Raw genomic sequence first — 16482 nt, 5'->3', positions numbered from 1 at the left:
TTCACAACGGCGGTTCACGACGGGCGCGATCCGAGGCGCCGGAACGGATGGTGCGGGTGTCGACCGCTACGGCTGCCGCCCTCGGTGTCGCCGCGCTGTTCGCGGTGTTCACGGGCTTCAACGACGCCGGGGTCCTGGTCGGGATCGGTGTCGGGGGGCCGGGGCTGCGCCCGCCCGGTGCGCTCGCGCTGCTCACCACCGCCGTGCTCGCCGCGCCCCTGCTGATCGGCACCGCGGTGGCCACGACCCTCGACGGGCGGCTGGTGCCGCCCGGGGCGCCCGGCCCGGCGTCCCGGGCGCAGATCCTGGCCGGCATCGGCGCGGCCGTCGCGGTCACCGTGCTGCTGGCGGCCCGTCGCCTGCCCACCAGCCTGACCCTCGCTCTCATCGGCGGCATCGCGGGTGCCGGCACCGGCGGCGGGCTGGTCGGCGGCGGTGGGGATGCCGTCGACTGGGCGGTGGTGGGCGGGGTGCTCGCCGCGGCGGCCGCGGCGCCGCTGGTCGGTGCGCTGGTGGCCCTGGTCGCGGCGCGGGTCGTCGCCACGCTGCCGCCGTCGCCGGCCGAGCGCTCCGGCGGGGCCGCGAGGCGCCTGCGCCGGCTGCATCTGGGCGGCTTCGCCGCGGCCTGCGTCGCGTACGGCGCCAACGACGGCCAGAAGATGCTCGCGGTCTACGCCGTGCTGCTCGGTGGCGGGCCGGACCGCTACGCCCGGTCGCCGGCCGCCCTGGCGCTGATCGCGGCCTGTTTCATGGCGGGCGGCCTGCTCGGTGTGCGCCGCCTGGGCGGCGCCGGCGGCGGGCTGGTCGCGGCCCGGCAGGACGGGGTGGTGGTGACCGAGCTGTCGAGCGCCGGTGTGGTGCTCGGCACCGCCGCCGTCGGTGCGCCGGTGAGCATGACCCAGTCGATGTCCGGCGCGCTCATCGGCGCCGGACTCTCTCGAGGAGCGAGGAGAGTGCGGTGGCGGAAGGTCCTGCGACTGAGCCAGGCCTGGCTGGTGACCCTGCCGGCGGCGTTCGTCGCCGGTGGCGCCTGCGCGGCGGCGGTGGTGTCGCTGGTGTCCTGAGCGGGCTGCCCCGGCTGGTCCGGGACCTGGCCGGCGCCAACGACCGGTCGCTGGTCGACCTGGTCGTCGCGCAGGTACGCTGCGCCGAGCGCGGCATCGAGGTGGCCCACCAGGTCACGGCGGGCGCCGTGGACCCGGCCCGGGCGCGGCATCTCGTCGGGGTGGTGGAGCACGACGGGGACGCCCGCCGGGCGGCCCTGATCGGCCGGTTGCGGCGCAGCGTGACCTCCCCGATCGACCGGGAGGACCTGTTCCGGCTCTCCCGCGGCGTCGACGACGTGCTCGACGCGACGCGCGACTTCGTGCGGGAGTTCGACCTGTTCGGCGCGGTGCCCGACCCCCTGTACGGTCCGGTGCTCGACCGTCTCGCCGGCGGGCTCGCCCGGCTCGACGCCGCGGTGCTGCTGTTGCCCAGTGAGCCCCGGCGGGCGGCCGAGGCGGCGGCGGAGGCGAAGAAGCCCGGCGTCCGCCCGGCCTACCAGCACGCGGTCGCGGCGCTCATGGCGGGCACCGGTGCGCGGGCCCTCGCGCCGGTGCTCCTGCTCGGCCGGCTGGACGTCGCGGGGGAGCGGCTCGCCGCCGCCGCGGACGCCCTCGCCGACGGCGTGATGAAACGATTCCAGTAGTCGCCCGAGTGAAGTTCTCATGTGAATAACGTTTCCGGTTCGGCCCGATACCTGCGTGCGTCGTCCGGTTCCCGCGTAGCCGGTCAGCTCCTGAAAAGCGGCCGGCTCGGGTGCGGAAGTGATGTTGGCCTTGTGAAAACAACACGGCTGATGTTAAATCGCTCCTACGCCGCTGCACACCCCGGTCTGCGACGCTCACCGCAGCACTGCGGCGCATCAGGAGGAGACATGTTACGGAGACGGTTCCTTGCGGCCGCCGCGGTCGCGACCCTGTTCGCGGGGCTCACGGCCTGTGGCGACGACGGCGGCGAAGCCGGCGACGACAGCGGTGGCGAACAGACGGTGACGTTCTGGCACTCGATGGCCGGCGCCAACGGCGAGGCGGTCAACCACCTGGTCGAGGAGTTCAACAAGGCGCACGCCGGAAAGATCAAGGTCGAGGCGACGTTCCAGGGTAAGTACAACGACTCGCTCACCAAGCTCAAGGCGTCGGTGCAGTCGAGGCAGACGCCCAACCTGGTGCAGGTATTCGAGATCGGCACGCAGCTCATGGCCGACACCAAGGCCACGGTCGCCTTCGCCGACCTCGCCGGACCGGCCGGGATCGACACCGCCGGCGTCGAGCCGGGCATCGCGAAGTACTACACGATCGGCGGCAAGCTGCAGGCCCTGCCCTTCAACGCCTCGGCGCCGATACTGTTCTACAACAAGACGGCGTTCAAGGAAGCCGGCCTCGACCCGGAGAAACCGCCGACCACGATCGGCGAGCTGGCCGAGGCGGCCCGCAAGCTGAAGGTCAGCGACGGCGGCAAGACCACCCGCTACGGCGCGGTCGCGTCGATCGACGGCTGGCTCGTCGAGCAGATGCTCGCGGCGGGCGGCGTGCAGTACTGCAACCAGGACAACGGGCGCTCCGGCCGGGCCACCGCCGTCAACTGGGACACCCCGGAACTGCGCGGGATCGTCAACACCTGGGCCGGGCTGGTGAAGGACGGCAGCCTGCTCAACGTCGGGCGCAACAACAGCGACGCGTCCGCCGCGTTCCAGGCCGGGCGTGCGGCGATGCTGCCGTTCACGTCGGCCAACCTGCGCGACATCATGAAGGGCTCGAAGTTCGAGGTCGGGGTCGCCAACTACATCCGGCCGGACAACACCACCGCGAGCGGCGTCTTCAACGGCGGCGCGGCGGTCTGGACGATGGCCGGGCACCCGAAGGCGCAGCAGGCCGCCGCGGCGGAGTTCCTCAAGTACCTCGCCTCGGCCGACGCGCAGGGCTACTGGGCCGCGCAGACCGGCTACATCCCGGTCGTCAAGGCCGCGGCGGAGAGCAAGGCGTTCAAGGATACCCTCGCCACCTACCCGGACTTCGCCAAGCCCGGCGCCGAGCTGCGCACCGCCGCCACCACGCCGGCCAGCAGCGGCTGCCTCATGGGTGTCATGCCCCAGGCCCGCGACAAGATGAACGACATCGTCGAGTCGGTCATCCTCGGCAAGACCGGCGCCGACCAGGCCATCACCGCCGCGCAGACGGCCATGGCGGAGGCCATCGCCACCTACAACAAGTCTGTCGGACAGTAAGGGGCGCAGAAGTGCCGATCCTCGTCGGACACCGCGGCGCGCCCCTGCGCCGCACGGAGAACACGGTCCCGTCGCTGCTGCTCGCAGCGGAGCAGGGCGCCGACGCGGTCGAGTTCGACGTCCGCGGCAGCGCCGACGGCCACCCGATCCTGCTGCACGACCGCACGCTCCAGCGGTTCTGGAACGACCCGCGGACGCCCGGGGAGGCGGATCTCGCCGAGATCCGGGCGCTGCGGACCGAGGTGGCCGGCGAGCGGATCCCCACGCTCGCCGAGGCCGCCGCCACGGTGCCGGTGCGGCTCGTCGTGGACAACAAGAACCCGGAGTTGGTACCGGTGGTGGCCGCCGAACTGCGCGCCGCGGGCGCGCTGGAGCGGTCGTGCTTCATCGGCGAGCCCGAGGTGCTCACGGTCGTGCGTGAGCACCAGCCGGAGGCCGAGATCGTGCTCTCCTGGGTCGGCCCGGACCTGCCGCCGAGCGCCCTGCTCGACACCGTCCGGCCGCAGGCGCTCAACCTGCGCTGGGACAGCCTGACCGAGGAGTCCGTCAAGCGGGCCGCCGACCTCGGGCTGCGCATGTGGACCTACTGCGTCGACGACGCCGAGGAGGCGGTCCGGGCCCTCGCCTGGGGGATCGACGCGGTCATCTCCAACGACCTGCCCGCCGTGACGCCGGTCCTCGCGGGGGCGGGCGCCTGATGGCCGCGGAGGCGGACGAGTTGCGAGCACTGCACGATTTCGCGGTCGAGCTCGCCGGCGCCGCGGTGCGGACGATCGCCGCGAGCCGGCCCGAACCGGCGACCGCCGGGACCAAGGCCGACGCCGCCGACTGGGTGACGCCGTTCGACCGCGAGGTCGAGCGGCTCACCCGCGACGAGATCGCCCGCAGTTTCCCGGGCCACCGGGTCGTGGGGGAGGAGTACGGCGCCGGCGCCGGCGACGGGTTCACCTGGTACGTCGACCCGATCGACGGCACCACCAACTTCGTGCACGGGCTGCCCTGGTCGTCGTACAGCCTGGCCGGGTTCGACGAGGACGGCCTGGCGGTCGGCGTGGTCGCCGACCCGGCGCGCGGCGAGATTCTCAGCGCCGTCCGCGGCGGCGGCGCCTTCGCCGACGGCCGGCCCGTTACGTGCCGGCCGGCGGACTCCCTCGCCGGCGAGGTGCTGCTGACCGAGTGGTCGAAGAACCGGCCCTGGCCCGGCATGTACACCGTGCTGACCGAGGTGTCCGACCGGTTCGCCGCCACCCGCATCATGGGCTCCTGTGCCCTGGCCCTGGCCGGTGTCGGGGCCGGGCGCGCCGCCGGCGCGCTCATTCCCGGCCGGTACGACCTCTGGGACGTCGCCGCCGGAGCGCTGATCGCCAGGGAAGGCGGCGCGCTCGTCTACGGGCGGGACGGGGTGAGCGGCGGGGTGCCCGAGGACGGCGTCCTCGCCGCCGCGCCGGGCATCGCCGACGAGGTCTGGCGGCTGTGGCGGGCGGCCGCATGACGACCGTCGGCACCACAACCGTCCCGGCGCCCGCGGCGGTGCCCCCGGCGCCCGCCTTCGAGGCCCGGCGCCGGCCCCGCTACCGGCCGGCCGAGATCGCGGTGGCCCTGGCGTTCCTCGTCCCGTCCACCGTCGTCTTCGTCCTGTTCGTGTTCTACCCGCTGGTGCGCACCGTCTGGTTGAGCGTGCACGGCAGCGACATCTTCGGCAACGCCACGGACTTCGTCGGGCTGGACCGCTACGCCGACTTCTTCGGCGACGCCCAGCTTCGTGAGGTCCTGGTCGTCACGGTCCTGTTCGCGCTGTGCACGGTGCTGCCCACCCTCGTGCTGGGACTCGGACTGGCCCTGGCGTTGCAGTCCAAGGTCAGGGGCATCGGCTTCTTCCGGACCCTGATGGCCACGCCGTTCGCGTTCTCCGCCGCGTCGGCCGCGGTCGTGTTCGACGTCTTCTACAGCCCCAGCATCGGTGTCTTCAACGGCATCCTCAGCAAGCTCGGCGTGTCCGGCGTCGAATGGCTCACCGACCCGGCCACCGCGCTGCCCAGCCTGGCGGTGGTCAGCGTGTGGCGCGACCTCGGCTACGCGGTCCTGGTCTTCTCGGCCGGCCTACAGGCGATTCCCGAGGAGTACCTGGAGGCCGCCCGCCTCGACGGCGCCGGTCGCTGGCGTGTGCTGCGCGGGATCGTCCTGCCGCTGCTCACCCCGACGATCTTCTTCATGCTCGTGGTGTCGACGATCGGCTCGCTGCAGACCTTCGGCGAGATCAACATCCTCACCGGTGGCGGTCCTGACGGCGCCACCACCACCCTGGTCTACGGCCTGTACAAGTCGGCGTTCGCGTTCGGCGCCTCCGACTACGGCCTCGCCTCGGTGCAGGGTGTCGTCCTGCTGCTCCTCGTCACCGCGATCACTGCGATCCAGTTCCGGGTCCTGCAGCGGAAGGTGTTTTATTCATGAGCGATCCGGAGCGCAGCGGAGGGCGCACGAGCCGGTTGCGGAGTGCGGGCACGATCGCCGGACTGGTCGTCCTCGTCGCGATCGTGATCTTCCCGCTGTACTACGCGGTCGCCGGATCGCTGATGAGCCGCGAGGACCTGACCCGCTTCCCGCCCGCGCTGTTCCCGACCGGCCTCCACGTGAGCAGCTTCGGCAACGTGCTGAACGCGGTGCCGCTGGCCCGCCAGTACGGCAACAGCATCCTGGTGTCCCTCGTCGTCGTCCTCGGCGTGCTGGTCACCTCGGTGCTGTCCGGCTACGTGTTCGCGTTCCTGCACTTCCCGTTCAAGCGGCTCGCGTTCGGCATGTTCCTCGCCACGATGATGGTGCCGGCCGAATCGATGATCATCCCGAACTACCTCACCATGGCGGACTGGGGCCTGGTCAACACGTTCCCGGCGCTGTTCCTGCCGTTCCTCGCGGCCGGCTTCGGCACCTTCCTCATGCGGCAGTTCTTCCTGAGCTTCCCGAAGGAGGTGTACGAGGCGGCGAAGGTCGAGGGCTGCGGACACCTGCGCTTCCTCTGGAAGATCCTCGTCCCGCTGTCCCGGCCCGCCATCGGTACCCTGGCCATCCACTCCTTCATCAGCAGCTACAACCATTACTTCTGGCCGCTGCTGGTCACGAGCACGCCGAAGATGCAGACCCTGCAGATCGGCCTGGCCCAGCTCAACGCCGTCGAGGAGCGGGCACCCGACGTCATCTTCGCCGGCGTCGTGCTCGCCATCATCCCGATGCTGGTGATGATCTACATGTTCCAGCGGCACATCGTGCGCGGCCTGACGGCGGGAGCGGTCCGATGACCACCACACCGGAGCGGCCGGCACCGACCCTCGTGCCGGGCGAGGTCGCCGGCACCGGAAGCCACGGCCTGTACCACCGGCTGCGTCACGTGCCCGGTGAGGCCCACACCGTGCGCACCGACTTCGTCCCCGGACCGGCGCCGGACGCCGGCGACACCGTGATCGCCACGCTCGCCCACCTGACCGACCTGCACGTCGTCGATCCCGGCTCGCCGGCCAGGCTGGACTTCGCCATGCGGACCGGCGCCGGCACCGCCGGCTGGGCGGGTCTCGTCGACTGGGTCTTCCGGCCGCAGGAGGCGCTGGCCCTGCACGCGGCCGCGGCGATGATCCGCACCCTCGCCGCGCTCGACCTCGACGCGTGCGTGGTCACCGGCGACAACATCGACAACGCGCAGGCGAACGAGCTCGCCGCCTACCTCGCGCTGCTCGACGGCGGCAAGGTCGAGGTGAGCCCGTTCGGCTATCACGGCCCGCAGGCCCTGGACTGGGACGACCCGTGGTACTGGCGGCCCGACCCGGGCGACGACCGCTACAAGCGCCTATGGGGCTTCCCGACCCATCCGGGCCTCCTGGAGGCCGCCGCGGCGCCGTTCACCAGCGGCGGCCTCGGCCACCCGTGGCTCGCCTGCCTCGGCAACCACGACCTGCTGGTCGGTGGCACCGCCGCGGCCCGCCCGGACCTCGCGGCGATCGCCGCCGGGCCGCGCAAGCCGATCGGCCTGCCGGCCGGACCGGACCTGTCCGACGCCCTGGGCACGTTCCTCACCGACCCGGCCGCGCTCTTCGCCGGGCCGTCCCGCCCGGTGCCCGCGCTGGCCGGCCGGGCCTTCATCACCCCGGCCGACTTCGTGGGCGCGCACCGGCACCCGGGCGCGCGCCCGGCAGGGCACGGGTTCACGGCGGCCAACCTCCGCGACGGTACCGCCCACTACACCTACGAACCGGTGCCCGGCCTGCGCGTCGTCGTGCTCAACACCGACAACCCGCACGGGCACTGGGACGGCAGCATGGACCGGGCCCAGCTCGACTGGCTCGCCGGGCAGCTCACCGCCGACGGCCCCGACGACCCGCTGATCGTGCTCGCCTCCCACCACGCGACCAGTTCGCTGCGCAACGGCTACGGCGTCTGCCCGGACCGGCCGGGCGAGCGCGCGTACGCGGACGAGATCCTCCGCCTGGCCCTCGGCTGCCGCAACGTGGTGCTCTGGCTCAACGGCCACCACCATGCCAACCGGGTCGTCGCACACCATCGCGGCGACGGCGGCGGGCTGTTCGAGGTGACCACGGCGGCGATCGCCGACTGGCCGGTGCAGGCTCGGGTGCTGCGGATCGCCCGCGAGCGGTCCGGCGGCATCTGCGTCACCAGCACACTCATCGACCACGACGCGCCCGTGGCACCGGCCGCCGGGCAGGACACCACCGACCGGCTCGCCGCGCTGCACCGCGAGCTGGCCTACAACGACGCCGTCCGGGCCGGGCGTACCGGCGCGACCGGCGGCGCGCCGGACCGCAACGTGCGGCTCCGGCTCCCCGCACCTCCCCGCTGAAGGGAGCACCGTCATGCGCCGTCCGTTACTGGCGCTCACACTGGCAATCAGCATGGTCCTCGGCACAGCGGCACAGGCCGCCGCCACCACCGTCACCGTCACCAGCGGCTCGGTCAAGGTCCTGTTCCTCCGCCCGAACCTCGACCCGGTCCCCGACGCCGACTACGCCGCCCCCGACCCGACCAAGACCGGACCGCAGTTCACCCAGTACCAGACCACCGGTCTGCGCGACGAGATCGACACCCTGGTCCAGGCCAGCAAGGCCGGGTCGACGCTCTACGCGTCGCTGTACACCTTCACCGACCAGGCCATCACCGACCACTTGCTGGCCGCGCACGGGCGCGGGGTCAAGGTGCGCCTGCTCGTCGAGGCCTGCACCGGCGGTGACCCGGCCGTGTGCAACCAGTCCCCCCAGGTCAACGCGCTGGTCGCCGGGTTGCCGGCGTGGACGTCGGGCGCGAGCGGCTCGTGGGTCAAGCGCTGCCTCGCCTCCTGCGCCGGCGGCGGCGTCGGCATCGACCACAACAAGTTCTGGGTGTTCAGCGAGCTGTCCGACGGACGCACCGACGTCACCCTCGTCGGGTCGTACAATCCCACCAACCCGCAGCAGCAGATGTTCCAGAATCTCGTCGAGGTCTCGGGCAACGCCGCGCTCGCCACGGCCTACCGCGACTACGTGAACCGCAAGCCGGCCGCCACCGGCGCCGGCAGCAGCAAGTTCTACGAGACCGGCCACGTCGACGCCGGGCCGTTCCGGCTCTGGTTCTCGCCGCGCGACTCCCCGAGCACCGCGGAGGACAACGAGATCACCAGCTCGTTCAACCCGCAGAGCGTGCGCCACGACATCTTCGCCGCCGCCATCGACGACGTGCAGTGCTCCACGACTGGCACGGACGACGTGATCCGGATGGCGATGTGGGCGTTCCGCGAGGCCCGGCCCGAGGTGATCGACGCGCTCGGCGACAAGCTCGACGCCGGCTGCACCGTCGAGGTCGCCACCGGCGAGCACGAGGACGCGATGGACGACCTGGCCGCGCGCGGCATCGGCGTCTACGCGATGGACCCGGGCGGTTGCCGGCAGTCGTTCTTCGGGGTCGGCTCCGCCGTCAACGCCGAGTGCTCCGACGGCAGCATCCACTCCAAGTACGTGCTCGTGCAGGGCGTGTCCCGTAAGGACAACCAGATGCACCGGTACGTGTACACCGGCTCGCACAACCTCACCAACGGCGCGCTGAAGAAGAACGACGAGACGCTCATGCGGATCGACGACACCACCGTCTACAACGGCTTCGTCGCCGACTTCGCCGCCATCACGGAAGCGGCCGTGAAGATCGCGCCGTCGCGGTACCCGGACGCCACCTTCGCCACGGCGAACCAGGTGGCCACCGGCGACCAGTTCGAGCCGGCGGTCGCCGCCTACCGCGACGCGAACGGGCAGCACGTCGGCGTGGTCGCGTTCAGCTCCGGCTCGCTGACCGGCACCGGCAACGAGATCCGGCTCGGCCGCTTCGTCGACGGGGTGCGCCAGTCCGACGTCGTCGTCCGCACCGGCGGCAGTACGAACTGGAACTACCGCACGCCCGACGTGGGCCTCGCCGGCAACGGCGACGCGGTGGTCGTGTGGGCCGACGACAGCAACGGCAACGGCGGCTACGAGATCCGCTCCCGCCGCGTCCACCCGGACGGGACGATGACCCCGATCGTCAACGTCAACGCACAGGCCGACGGCAACCAGAGCGAACCGTCGATCGCGGTGCTGCCCGACGGCCGGTTCGGCGTCGCCTGGCAGGACACGACCCCGGCCGGGGCGAGCTCGATCCGCTACGCCTCGTTCAGCGCCACCGACACCCGGCTCTCACCGGTGAGCGGCGGCTACGACGTGCCGGTACAGGCGGTGGCCAACGGTACCTACCGCAAGCCGGATCTCGCGATCAACGCCTCCGGCACCGTCGCGGTCGCCTGGGAGGACGACGAGGACGGCAACGGCGGCTACAGCGTCTGGGCCAAGACCGGCATCCTGACCGGTTCGTTCGGCTCGATCGTCGCCGTCCACACCGGCACGCTCTCCGACGGCCAGCAACTCGAGCCGTCGGTCGCGATCGGGGCGTCCGGAACCTGGTACGCCGCCTGGACGGACAGCTACTCGGGCCGGACCGGCTACGACGGCAACCCGCAGTCGCTGATCTACGTGCGGGGCTTCACCGGGACGACCGCCGCGTTCGCCGCCCGCACCGTCAGCGGCCCGATCTACCGATGGACGACCGACTCCGCCGGCGCCTACTCGGTCACGACACAGACGGCGTACCAGTCCGACCGGGTCGGTCGCCAGGCGCATCCGGACGTCGCCGTCGACGGCTCCGGCAACGCCGTGGTGACCTGGCACGAGTCCGGGCAGGTGACCGGGCTCACCAGCGCCAGCAGCGGCACCGAGGTGTGGGCCCGCGGCATCGGCCCGGACGGTGGGACGGGCAACCTGTTCCCCGAGTATCGGCTGAGCGTGTTCACCGCCAACCGTCAGGACGCCCCGGCGATCGGCGCGGACCAGGGCGGTCACCTGACCGTCGTCTACGTCGACGACTGGGACGGCAACGGCGGCACCCAGCTCAAGATCCGCTACGGCCTGCGCAACTGCGCGCAGACCTGCTGATCCCGGCCGGTGGCGGGGAGGTCGTCGACGGCCTCCCCGCCACCGGCGGTCCGGGTGGTGACGTCAAGGGCCGGCGCCGCTATCCGACACACACCGGCCGGCTCCGGTGCGCAGCGCCTAACCTCTCCGAGGCATGAGTGACGTGCGCACTGCCACACCGCACCGGCTGCAGACCATCGGCTGGATCGTCGTCGCCGCCCTGGCCGCCGTCGGCCTGGCCCATCTGTTCGCCATGCTGGATGCAGTGCGCGACGCCGAGACCGGTGAGACCGGTGAGACCCGCAGGATCGTGGCCACCGAGACCAACATCGGCCTCAGCGTCTTCTCCACCGTGGACACCGTGTCGACGATCCTCAACACGGCCAGGCTGCTGGTGCTGGTGGTCTTCATCACGTGGCTCTACCTGGCCCGCGACAACTTCGACCGGCGGGCCGACGACAACGTCAACTGGCGCAAGGGCTGGACGATCGGTGGCTGGTTCATCCCGCTGGCCAACCTCGTCATCCCGAACCTGGTCGTCGGCGAGATCTACGCCCGCAGTTCACCCGACCGCACCTGGACCTCACCCCGCCTCGTCAACGCCTGGTGGATCGCGCTGCTGGTCAGCCTCTTCACGTACACCGAGACCACCACCCGCGCCGGCGGCGCGACGGAGGTGCACACCCCGGTGTTCGTCGCGGCGGTCAGCGGCGGCGCCGGTGTCCTGGCCGCGGTGCTCGCCGCCGTCCTCGTCCGCCGCGTCTCGACCTGGCAGGACACCAAGCCGGCGGGATGACCGTACGTGGTGGCCGCGCCGCGCCGCTGGCGATACGGTGGTGACCAGCCGCGAAATCCACCAGTGAGCGGAGGACCGCCAGCGCCATGGCCATCACCGACGTCGGACCCCGGCCCAGCTCGTTTGACCTCGAGGCCGCCACCACCGGCAACACCAACTACCGCGCCGTCGCCTGGACCGGTCGATTTCTGCAGGTCACCCTGATGTCCATTCCGGTCGGGGAGTCCATCGGGCTGGAGATGCACCCCGAGACCGACCAGTTCCTGCGCCTCGACGCGGGACAAGGCAGGGCCGAGATGGGGCCGGCCGCGGACCGGCTCACCTTCGAGCAGGAGGTCACCGACGGCTGGTGCGTCCTGATTCCCGCCGGCACCTGGCACAACGTCACCAATACCGGTCAAGAGCCGATGCGGCTCTACGCCGTCTACGCCCCCGTACACCACGCGCCGGGCAAGGTCCAGCCCACCGCCGAGGACGCCGAGCGGGACGAGCACTCCGGCGCCGACACGCCTCCCACCTGGAGCGTCCAGCCCGCGCAGGCCGACCCGGACCGGCACGCCGACTGACCACGGCCGGTCAGCCCGGCGTGCCGGGCGTGCCGGTGTCCGCGAATTGGCCGTCCTCGGCGCGCAGGTCGTTCACGGTTCTCCACAACGGCGAAGGCTTCCGCGTGGCTGCCGCTGGTCCACGTTGGACGGTCGAGCACCGCGGCGGCCGCTGTCCGGCCGGCGACTTCCGCATGGTCGCCCAGTTGCTACGCGAGCCCGACGACACCGAACGGAGCCGACGGGCCCACATGCTGGTCAGTAAGGACGACTTCTGAGGACGGACCGGTCGCCTGCAATTGTGCCGCAAATGGATCACAACTCCCGGCTGTCACCATCGACGCCTCGACGTCAGATGGGAAACCGATGCACAAACGATGGTGGATGTTGTGACCGATGTTCTCGTGACCGGATCGGCCGACGGTATCGGCCTGCAAACAGCCCTGCGGCTCGCCGCCGACGGGCACCGGGTCGTCCTGCACGCCCGTGACGAGGAGCGCGCGGCGGCGGCCAAGGCCGCGGTTCCGGCCGCGGCCGGCGTGGTGGTCGGCGACCTCGCCTCGCTCGGCGAGACCAGGTCGCTCGCGGCGACCCTGGCCTCTTCCGGGCGTTTCGACGCCGTGGTGCACAATGCCGGGATCGCCCGGCTGGACAGTTCGGAACGGGCGCTGACCGAGGACGGCCTGGAGTTGACGTTCCAGGTCAACGTCCTCGCGCCGTACCTGTTGACGGCGCTGATGCCACGTCCGGGGCGGCTGGTGTTCATCTCCTCGGCGCTCGCCGCCGACGGTGTCGCCGACCTGGGCGACGTGAACTACGCAACGCGCCCGTGGAACGGCTTCGAGGCGTACAGCACGTCGAAGCTGCACTGCCTGCTGCTCGCGTTCGCGGTTGCGCGGCGCTGGCCGGACACGCTGAGCAACGCGGTAGATCCGGGCTGGGTGCGCACCAGGATGGGCGGGCCCGACGCGCCGACGGATCCGGCCGAAGCCGCCCGGACGCTGGCCTGGCTCGCGACCAGCGACGCGCCGGACGCACTGGTGTCCGGTCGCTACTTCACGAAACGCGACTGGCGGCCCGCCGCCAGCAGCCGAGATCCAGTGCTGCTGGACGAGCTGCTGGCGCTGTGCGCCGACCTGACCGGTGCACGTCTGAGCGACGATCCGACACCGTGAGCCGAAGGCCGGTCCGGGGTGCCGTCGTGGGGCCCCGGCCCGGCCGGCCGGCACTCGGCGGGTGTGGTCACACCCGCCGGCCGGTGCGACCGTCGGCGGGGAGGCTGCCGCGCCCGACCAGGAACGCGCGGAGGGTCTGCTCGTCGTGCGGTGCCATGAGCTGCCGCGGGACGACCGTCGAGGCGATCCTGCCGACGTACAGGATCCAGAAGTCCGGGGTCTCGACCACCCGGCTCACGCCTTCCCACGCGATGCCCCGGCTCTCCGTACCGCTACGCATCATGATGGTGTCGTCGGTGATGTCGTAGCCGCCGTCGACGGCGAGCCCGGTGGCGCGGCGGCGGCTGGAATACCGCATCCACAACGGAAACAGGATGGACAGCACCCCGACGACGATCATCATGGTGAAGACCGGGGTGGCGCCGATCCCCGTGTCGCGGTTCGGCAGCGGCACGACGAGGCCGACCAGGCCGACCACCACCAGTCCCAGCCCGATGTAACGGAACTTGCGCAGATACAGGCCGCTCATCACGTCGGCGACCCGCACGGCGTAGGCCGGGTCGGCGGGAACGTCGAACCGTATGTGCACGTGGACTCCCGTGGTCGGCAACACACCAGGATACCGGAGCAGCCGGGCCGGCCCCGCCACGTGTTCGCGATGCTGTGGCTCGTTCCGCACCGCCGACGGCGGCCTGCCGTTCACGCTGCTGGCCTGGTGGAGCTTCGTCTTCCCGGTCGGCACCCTCGTCACCGGTACGACCGGCCTGGCCGCGCGCGGCCACGTCGACACCCTCGGCGGATTGGCCGTGGTGCTGGGACCCGTCCGGCGGCACGGTCACCGTCGACAGTGACCGGCCCCTCGCCGACGCCGCGCTCCGCGCCGCGGTCGGCGAGGCCGGATACCAGGTGGCGAAGTAGTCGTACGCGCACCGCTCGGCGTCGGTCAGCCGCCGGGCCGGTGGGTCGGCGCGGTGCCGCCCAGCACCTGTCGCCGCCGGTTGTACTCGTCTTCGTCGATCTCACCCCGGGCGAACCGTTCGGCGAGCAACTGCTGCGGCGTCGGTCGTGAGCCGGCTGTCCAGGGAGCCTGTGCACCACGACCGAAATAGCGGGCCAGCAGGACGACGCCGGCGACCACCAGGCCCCAGAACAGCACCGTGTTCAACGTCATGAGGGCCAGGCCGGCGCCTCCCATGCCGTAGCCCCAGTGCATCATCGTGATCACTCCATCCGTCTCCGTCGAACGGCCTCGTGCTCTCGTCACCGCGGAAGGAGCGCGGCCGCACATCTCTACCATCCCTCCCGGCGGGTCCGGCCGGCATGGGAGAACGTCACCTGCGGCACGGACGAAAGGCCCCCGTCCGCGCCGGGCCCGCGGGGCCGGGCCCAACAGCCCCTTCATTCGGGCGCGGGGCTCGGAGGCGTCGCCGCCACACCGCTCGACCCCATGATCAAGCCGGGGCGGCGTGTTCCGGCCGGGGCGACTCCTTGACGCTTCTATAGAGGTGGTGATCGGGCCCGGGGTTCGTGATCCGTTAGGTTCGATGCCGGTCGTGTAGGTGTGACCCACCCATGATCTGGCTGCCGGTTGGTGTGCCTTGTTCTTGACCTGTCCACCGACACGGCCGGCGTCGACCCGTGCACGCTGCTGGCCTGATCAGAAGCCTGTCCGTGTTTGCCCACGTGACTCATCACAGATATGCCGCAGGGTGTGTTCCCGGGCCGACGCCGTGTCGACGGCAACCGCCAGAAGAAGGGAAGCACTGTCATGTCCATCGTGACAGATGCATCGACTGCATCGGCTGGTCCGGGTGTCCCGCAGTGGGTGGTCGGTGTGGATACCCACACCGACACGCATGCGGTGGCGCTGCTGGACCATCTCGGCGGGGTCCACGCCGAGATCCAGGTGGGTACCGACCCTGCCGGCCGGGACCGGTTGCTGGGCTGGGTGGCTGGGCTGGTCCCGGCCGGGCAGGTGCTGCACTGGTCGGTGGAGGGCACCCGCACCCACGGGCTGGGCCTGGTCCGGCAACTGCGTTCGGCGGGGCAGCGGGTGTACGAGGCGCCGAAACCGGTGAGCAGCCGGCGTCGGCGAGGCGGCAAGTCCGATCCCCTCGACGCGGTCCACGCCGCCCGCGCCCACCTGGCCCAACTGGGCGGGTCGGGCGGGTCGGGCGGGTCGCGGGGCCGGGCGGATGGGGGGAGTGTGGGGAGTGTGGGGAGTGGGGGGACACGCCTGGCAGTGCCCCGCGCGGACGGTGTCCGGGAGGCGTTGCGCCTGCTACTGGTCACCCGCCGGCACTACACCGACACCCGCACCGCCACCATCAACGTGATCAAGTCGATGATCCTGACCGCCGACGACGAGCTCCGCGAGCAGTTGCGTGGATGTGCCACCGCCGTCCAGATCCGTATCCTGCGCACCACCGCCACGAGCACCGCCACGAGCACCGGTGTCGGCTCGGGTGTCGGCTCGGGTGCGGGCATCGAGGCCGCGGTCCGCCGTGAACACCTCAGCCATCTCGCGGTCATGGTCACCAACCTCAACAGGCTCGTCGCCGCGAACCTGCGCCAACTGCGGGACCTGGTCACCGACATCTGCCCGGCCCTGCTGGACCTGCCCGGCGTCGGACCGGTCAGCGCCGCGACCCTGCTCACCGCCTGGTCACACCACGGCCGGGTACCCACCGAAGCGGCGTTCGCAGCGCTCGCCGGCGCCGCGCCCGTCCCCGCCAGCTCCGGCCGCCACCAACGCCACCGCCTCAACCGCGGTGGTGACCGCACCCTCAACGCCGCCCTACACACCATCATCACCGCCCGCCGCCGCATCGGCCACGCCCCGACCAGGGACTACCTCACCCGACGCAGCAACGAAGGCCGCAACACCAACGAAATCCTTCGATGCCTCAAACGCTACCTCGCCCGGCACCTCTACCGGATCATGAACGCCACCGCCACCACCACTTGACAAAACACTTCACAGATCATGGGAGAGATCCGGCTGTCTTGTTCGAGTTGGCAAGGTGAGGACGGGCCGTCGGTGGGGCGGCGGTGCCGGCGGGCCCGGTCGACGTCGCGGCCTCGGCCCGGAAACACCCGGTTCGGTCTACGGTATCGGAATTCGCCGCGCAAGATCACAGTGCGCGGGTCGAGATTGGCACGCGGACCTGCCGGCCGGAATGTGTGGCTCGTTCGCTTTTCCCGGAATGCTCGGTGGATTCGACTGGCT

At 71.6% G+C, this 16482-nt stretch carries 17 protein-coding genes; 15 read left to right on the top strand and 2 right to left on the bottom strand.

What is annotated here, in order from left to right; genetic code table 11:
* The first annotated feature begins 56 nt into the window (after positions 1-56).
* From Drose_RS23700 to Drose_RS23640, 13 genes are all read left to right on the top strand, one after another.
* Positions 57-1064: an inorganic phosphate transporter gene (locus tag Drose_RS23700; protein ID WP_260723501.1), complete on the top strand. Its 1008-nt coding sequence runs from the start codon at positions 57-59 to the stop codon at positions 1062-1064.
* On the top strand, positions 959-1690 hold the full coding sequence (locus Drose_RS23695; RefSeq protein ID WP_260723500.1) for a DUF47 domain-containing protein: 732 nt from the start codon (positions 959-961) through the stop codon (positions 1688-1690). The genes Drose_RS23700 and Drose_RS23695 overlap by 106 nt, the downstream gene beginning before the upstream one ends.
* A 228-nt stretch (positions 1691-1918) precedes the next feature.
* Positions 1919-3268: an ABC transporter substrate-binding protein gene (locus Drose_RS23690; RefSeq protein ID WP_260723499.1), complete on the top strand. Its 1350-nt coding sequence runs from the start codon at positions 1919-1921 to the stop codon at positions 3266-3268.
* Positions 3269-3279: 11 nt separating this feature from the next.
* Positions 3280-3966, top strand: a complete 687-nt coding sequence (locus Drose_RS23685; RefSeq protein WP_260723498.1) for a glycerophosphodiester phosphodiesterase — start codon at positions 3280-3282, stop codon at positions 3964-3966.
* Positions 3966-4760 (top strand): inositol monophosphatase family protein, encoded by a 795-nt coding sequence (locus Drose_RS23680; protein WP_260723497.1) that lies wholly within the window; start codon positions 3966-3968, stop codon positions 4758-4760. The genes Drose_RS23685 and Drose_RS23680 overlap by 1 nt, the downstream gene beginning before the upstream one ends.
* Entirely contained in the window at positions 4757-5719 is a 963-nt protein-coding gene (locus Drose_RS23675; protein ID WP_260723496.1) for a carbohydrate ABC transporter permease, read from the top strand. Before Drose_RS23680 ends, Drose_RS23675 begins: the two co-directional genes overlap by 4 nt.
* Positions 5716-6561 carry a carbohydrate ABC transporter permease gene (locus tag Drose_RS23670; RefSeq protein ID WP_260723495.1) on the top strand — a complete coding sequence of 282 codons (846 nt, stop codon included), beginning with the start codon at positions 5716-5718 and terminating at the stop codon, positions 6559-6561. The genes Drose_RS23675 and Drose_RS23670 overlap by 4 nt, the downstream gene beginning before the upstream one ends.
* Positions 6558-8111 carry a metallophosphoesterase family protein gene (locus Drose_RS23665; protein ID WP_260723494.1) on the top strand — a complete coding sequence of 518 codons (1554 nt, stop codon included), beginning with the start codon at positions 6558-6560 and terminating at the stop codon, positions 8109-8111. Before Drose_RS23670 ends, Drose_RS23665 begins: the two co-directional genes overlap by 4 nt.
* 13 nt (positions 8112-8124) lie before the next feature.
* The gene (locus tag Drose_RS23660) at positions 8125-10758 is read left to right on the top strand and encodes a phospholipase D-like domain-containing protein (RefSeq protein ID WP_260723493.1); all 2634 of its coding nucleotides are present in this window, start codon (positions 8125-8127) and stop codon (positions 10756-10758) included.
* 133 nt (positions 10759-10891) lie between these two features.
* On the top strand, positions 10892-11533 hold the full coding sequence (locus tag Drose_RS23655; protein ID WP_260723492.1) for a DUF4328 domain-containing protein: 642 nt from the start codon (positions 10892-10894) through the stop codon (positions 11531-11533).
* 86 nt (positions 11534-11619) lie between these two features.
* Positions 11620-12099, top strand: coding sequence for a cupin domain-containing protein (locus Drose_RS23650; protein ID WP_260723491.1), 480 nt, complete (start codon positions 11620-11622; stop codon positions 12097-12099).
* Between the two features lie 104 nt (positions 12100-12203).
* Complete coding sequence (locus Drose_RS23645) at positions 12204-12356, top strand: hypothetical protein (RefSeq protein ID WP_260723490.1); 153 nt, start codon at positions 12204-12206, stop codon at positions 12354-12356.
* Positions 12357-12467: 111 nt separating this feature from the next.
* Positions 12468-13253 (top strand): SDR family NAD(P)-dependent oxidoreductase, encoded by a 786-nt coding sequence (locus Drose_RS23640; RefSeq protein WP_260723489.1) that lies wholly within the window; start codon positions 12468-12470, stop codon positions 13251-13253.
* Positions 13254-13320: 67 nt separating this feature from the next.
* Here Drose_RS23640 and Drose_RS23635 read toward each other — a convergent pair whose 3' ends face one another.
* Positions 13321-13842, bottom strand: coding sequence for a YcxB family protein (locus Drose_RS23635; RefSeq protein ID WP_260729794.1), 522 nt, complete (start codon positions 13840-13842; stop codon positions 13321-13323).
* Between the two features lie 10 nt (positions 13843-13852).
* Here Drose_RS23635 and Drose_RS23630 point away from each other — a divergent pair, with 10 nt between their 5' ends.
* The gene (locus tag Drose_RS23630; protein ID WP_260723488.1) at positions 13853-14104 is read left to right on the top strand and encodes a hypothetical protein; all 252 of its coding nucleotides are present in this window, start codon (positions 13853-13855) and stop codon (positions 14102-14104) included.
* A 92-nt stretch (positions 14105-14196) separates the two neighbouring features.
* Here the strand turns inward: Drose_RS23630 and Drose_RS23625 are convergent, their stop codons facing one another.
* Positions 14197-14469: an SHOCT domain-containing protein gene (locus Drose_RS23625; RefSeq protein WP_260723487.1), complete on the bottom strand. Its 273-nt coding sequence runs from the start codon at positions 14467-14469 to the stop codon at positions 14197-14199.
* 618 nt (positions 14470-15087) lie between these two features.
* Here Drose_RS23625 and Drose_RS23620 point away from each other — a divergent pair.
* Positions 15088-16221 (top strand): transposase, encoded by a 1134-nt coding sequence (locus tag Drose_RS23620; RefSeq protein WP_260723486.1) that lies wholly within the window; start codon positions 15088-15090, stop codon positions 16219-16221.
* Positions 16222-16482 lie beyond the last annotated feature (261 nt).

The organism is Dactylosporangium roseum, assembly GCF_025264685.1.
Classification (GTDB): Bacteria; Actinomycetota; Actinomycetes; order Mycobacteriales; family Micromonosporaceae; genus Dactylosporangium; species Dactylosporangium roseum.
The sequence above is the reverse complement of the archived record's forward strand: the minus strand, read 5'-3'. Positions and strand labels throughout refer to the sequence as shown.

Bases quoted from the DNA above. Each gene is read 5' to 3' on its own strand.
- Drose_RS23680 (WP_260723497.1), top strand. From the start codon at position 3,966: ATGGCCGCGGAGGCGGACGAGTTGCGAGCACTGCACGATTTCGCGGTC.
- Drose_RS23690 (WP_260723499.1), top strand. From the start codon at position 1,919: ATGTTACGGAGACGGTTCCTTGCGGCCGCCGCGGTCGCGACCCTGTTC.
- Drose_RS23625 (WP_260723487.1), bottom strand. From the start codon at position 14,469: ATGATGCACTGGGGCTACGGCATGGGAGGCGCCGGCCTGGCCCTCATG.
- Drose_RS23670 (WP_260723495.1), top strand. From the start codon at position 5,716: ATGAGCGATCCGGAGCGCAGCGGAGGGCGCACGAGCCGGTTGCGGAGT.
- Drose_RS23660 (WP_260723493.1), top strand. From the start codon at position 8,125: ATGCGCCGTCCGTTACTGGCGCTCACACTGGCAATCAGCATGGTCCTC.
- Drose_RS23650 (WP_260723491.1), top strand. From the start codon at position 11,620: ATGGCCATCACCGACGTCGGACCCCGGCCCAGCTCGTTTGACCTCGAG.
- Drose_RS23675 (WP_260723496.1), top strand. From the start codon at position 4,757: ATGACGACCGTCGGCACCACAACCGTCCCGGCGCCCGCGGCGGTGCCC.
- Drose_RS23655 (WP_260723492.1), top strand. From the start codon at position 10,892: ATGAGTGACGTGCGCACTGCCACACCGCACCGGCTGCAGACCATCGGC.
- Drose_RS23665 (WP_260723494.1), top strand. From the start codon at position 6,558: ATGACCACCACACCGGAGCGGCCGGCACCGACCCTCGTGCCGGGCGAG.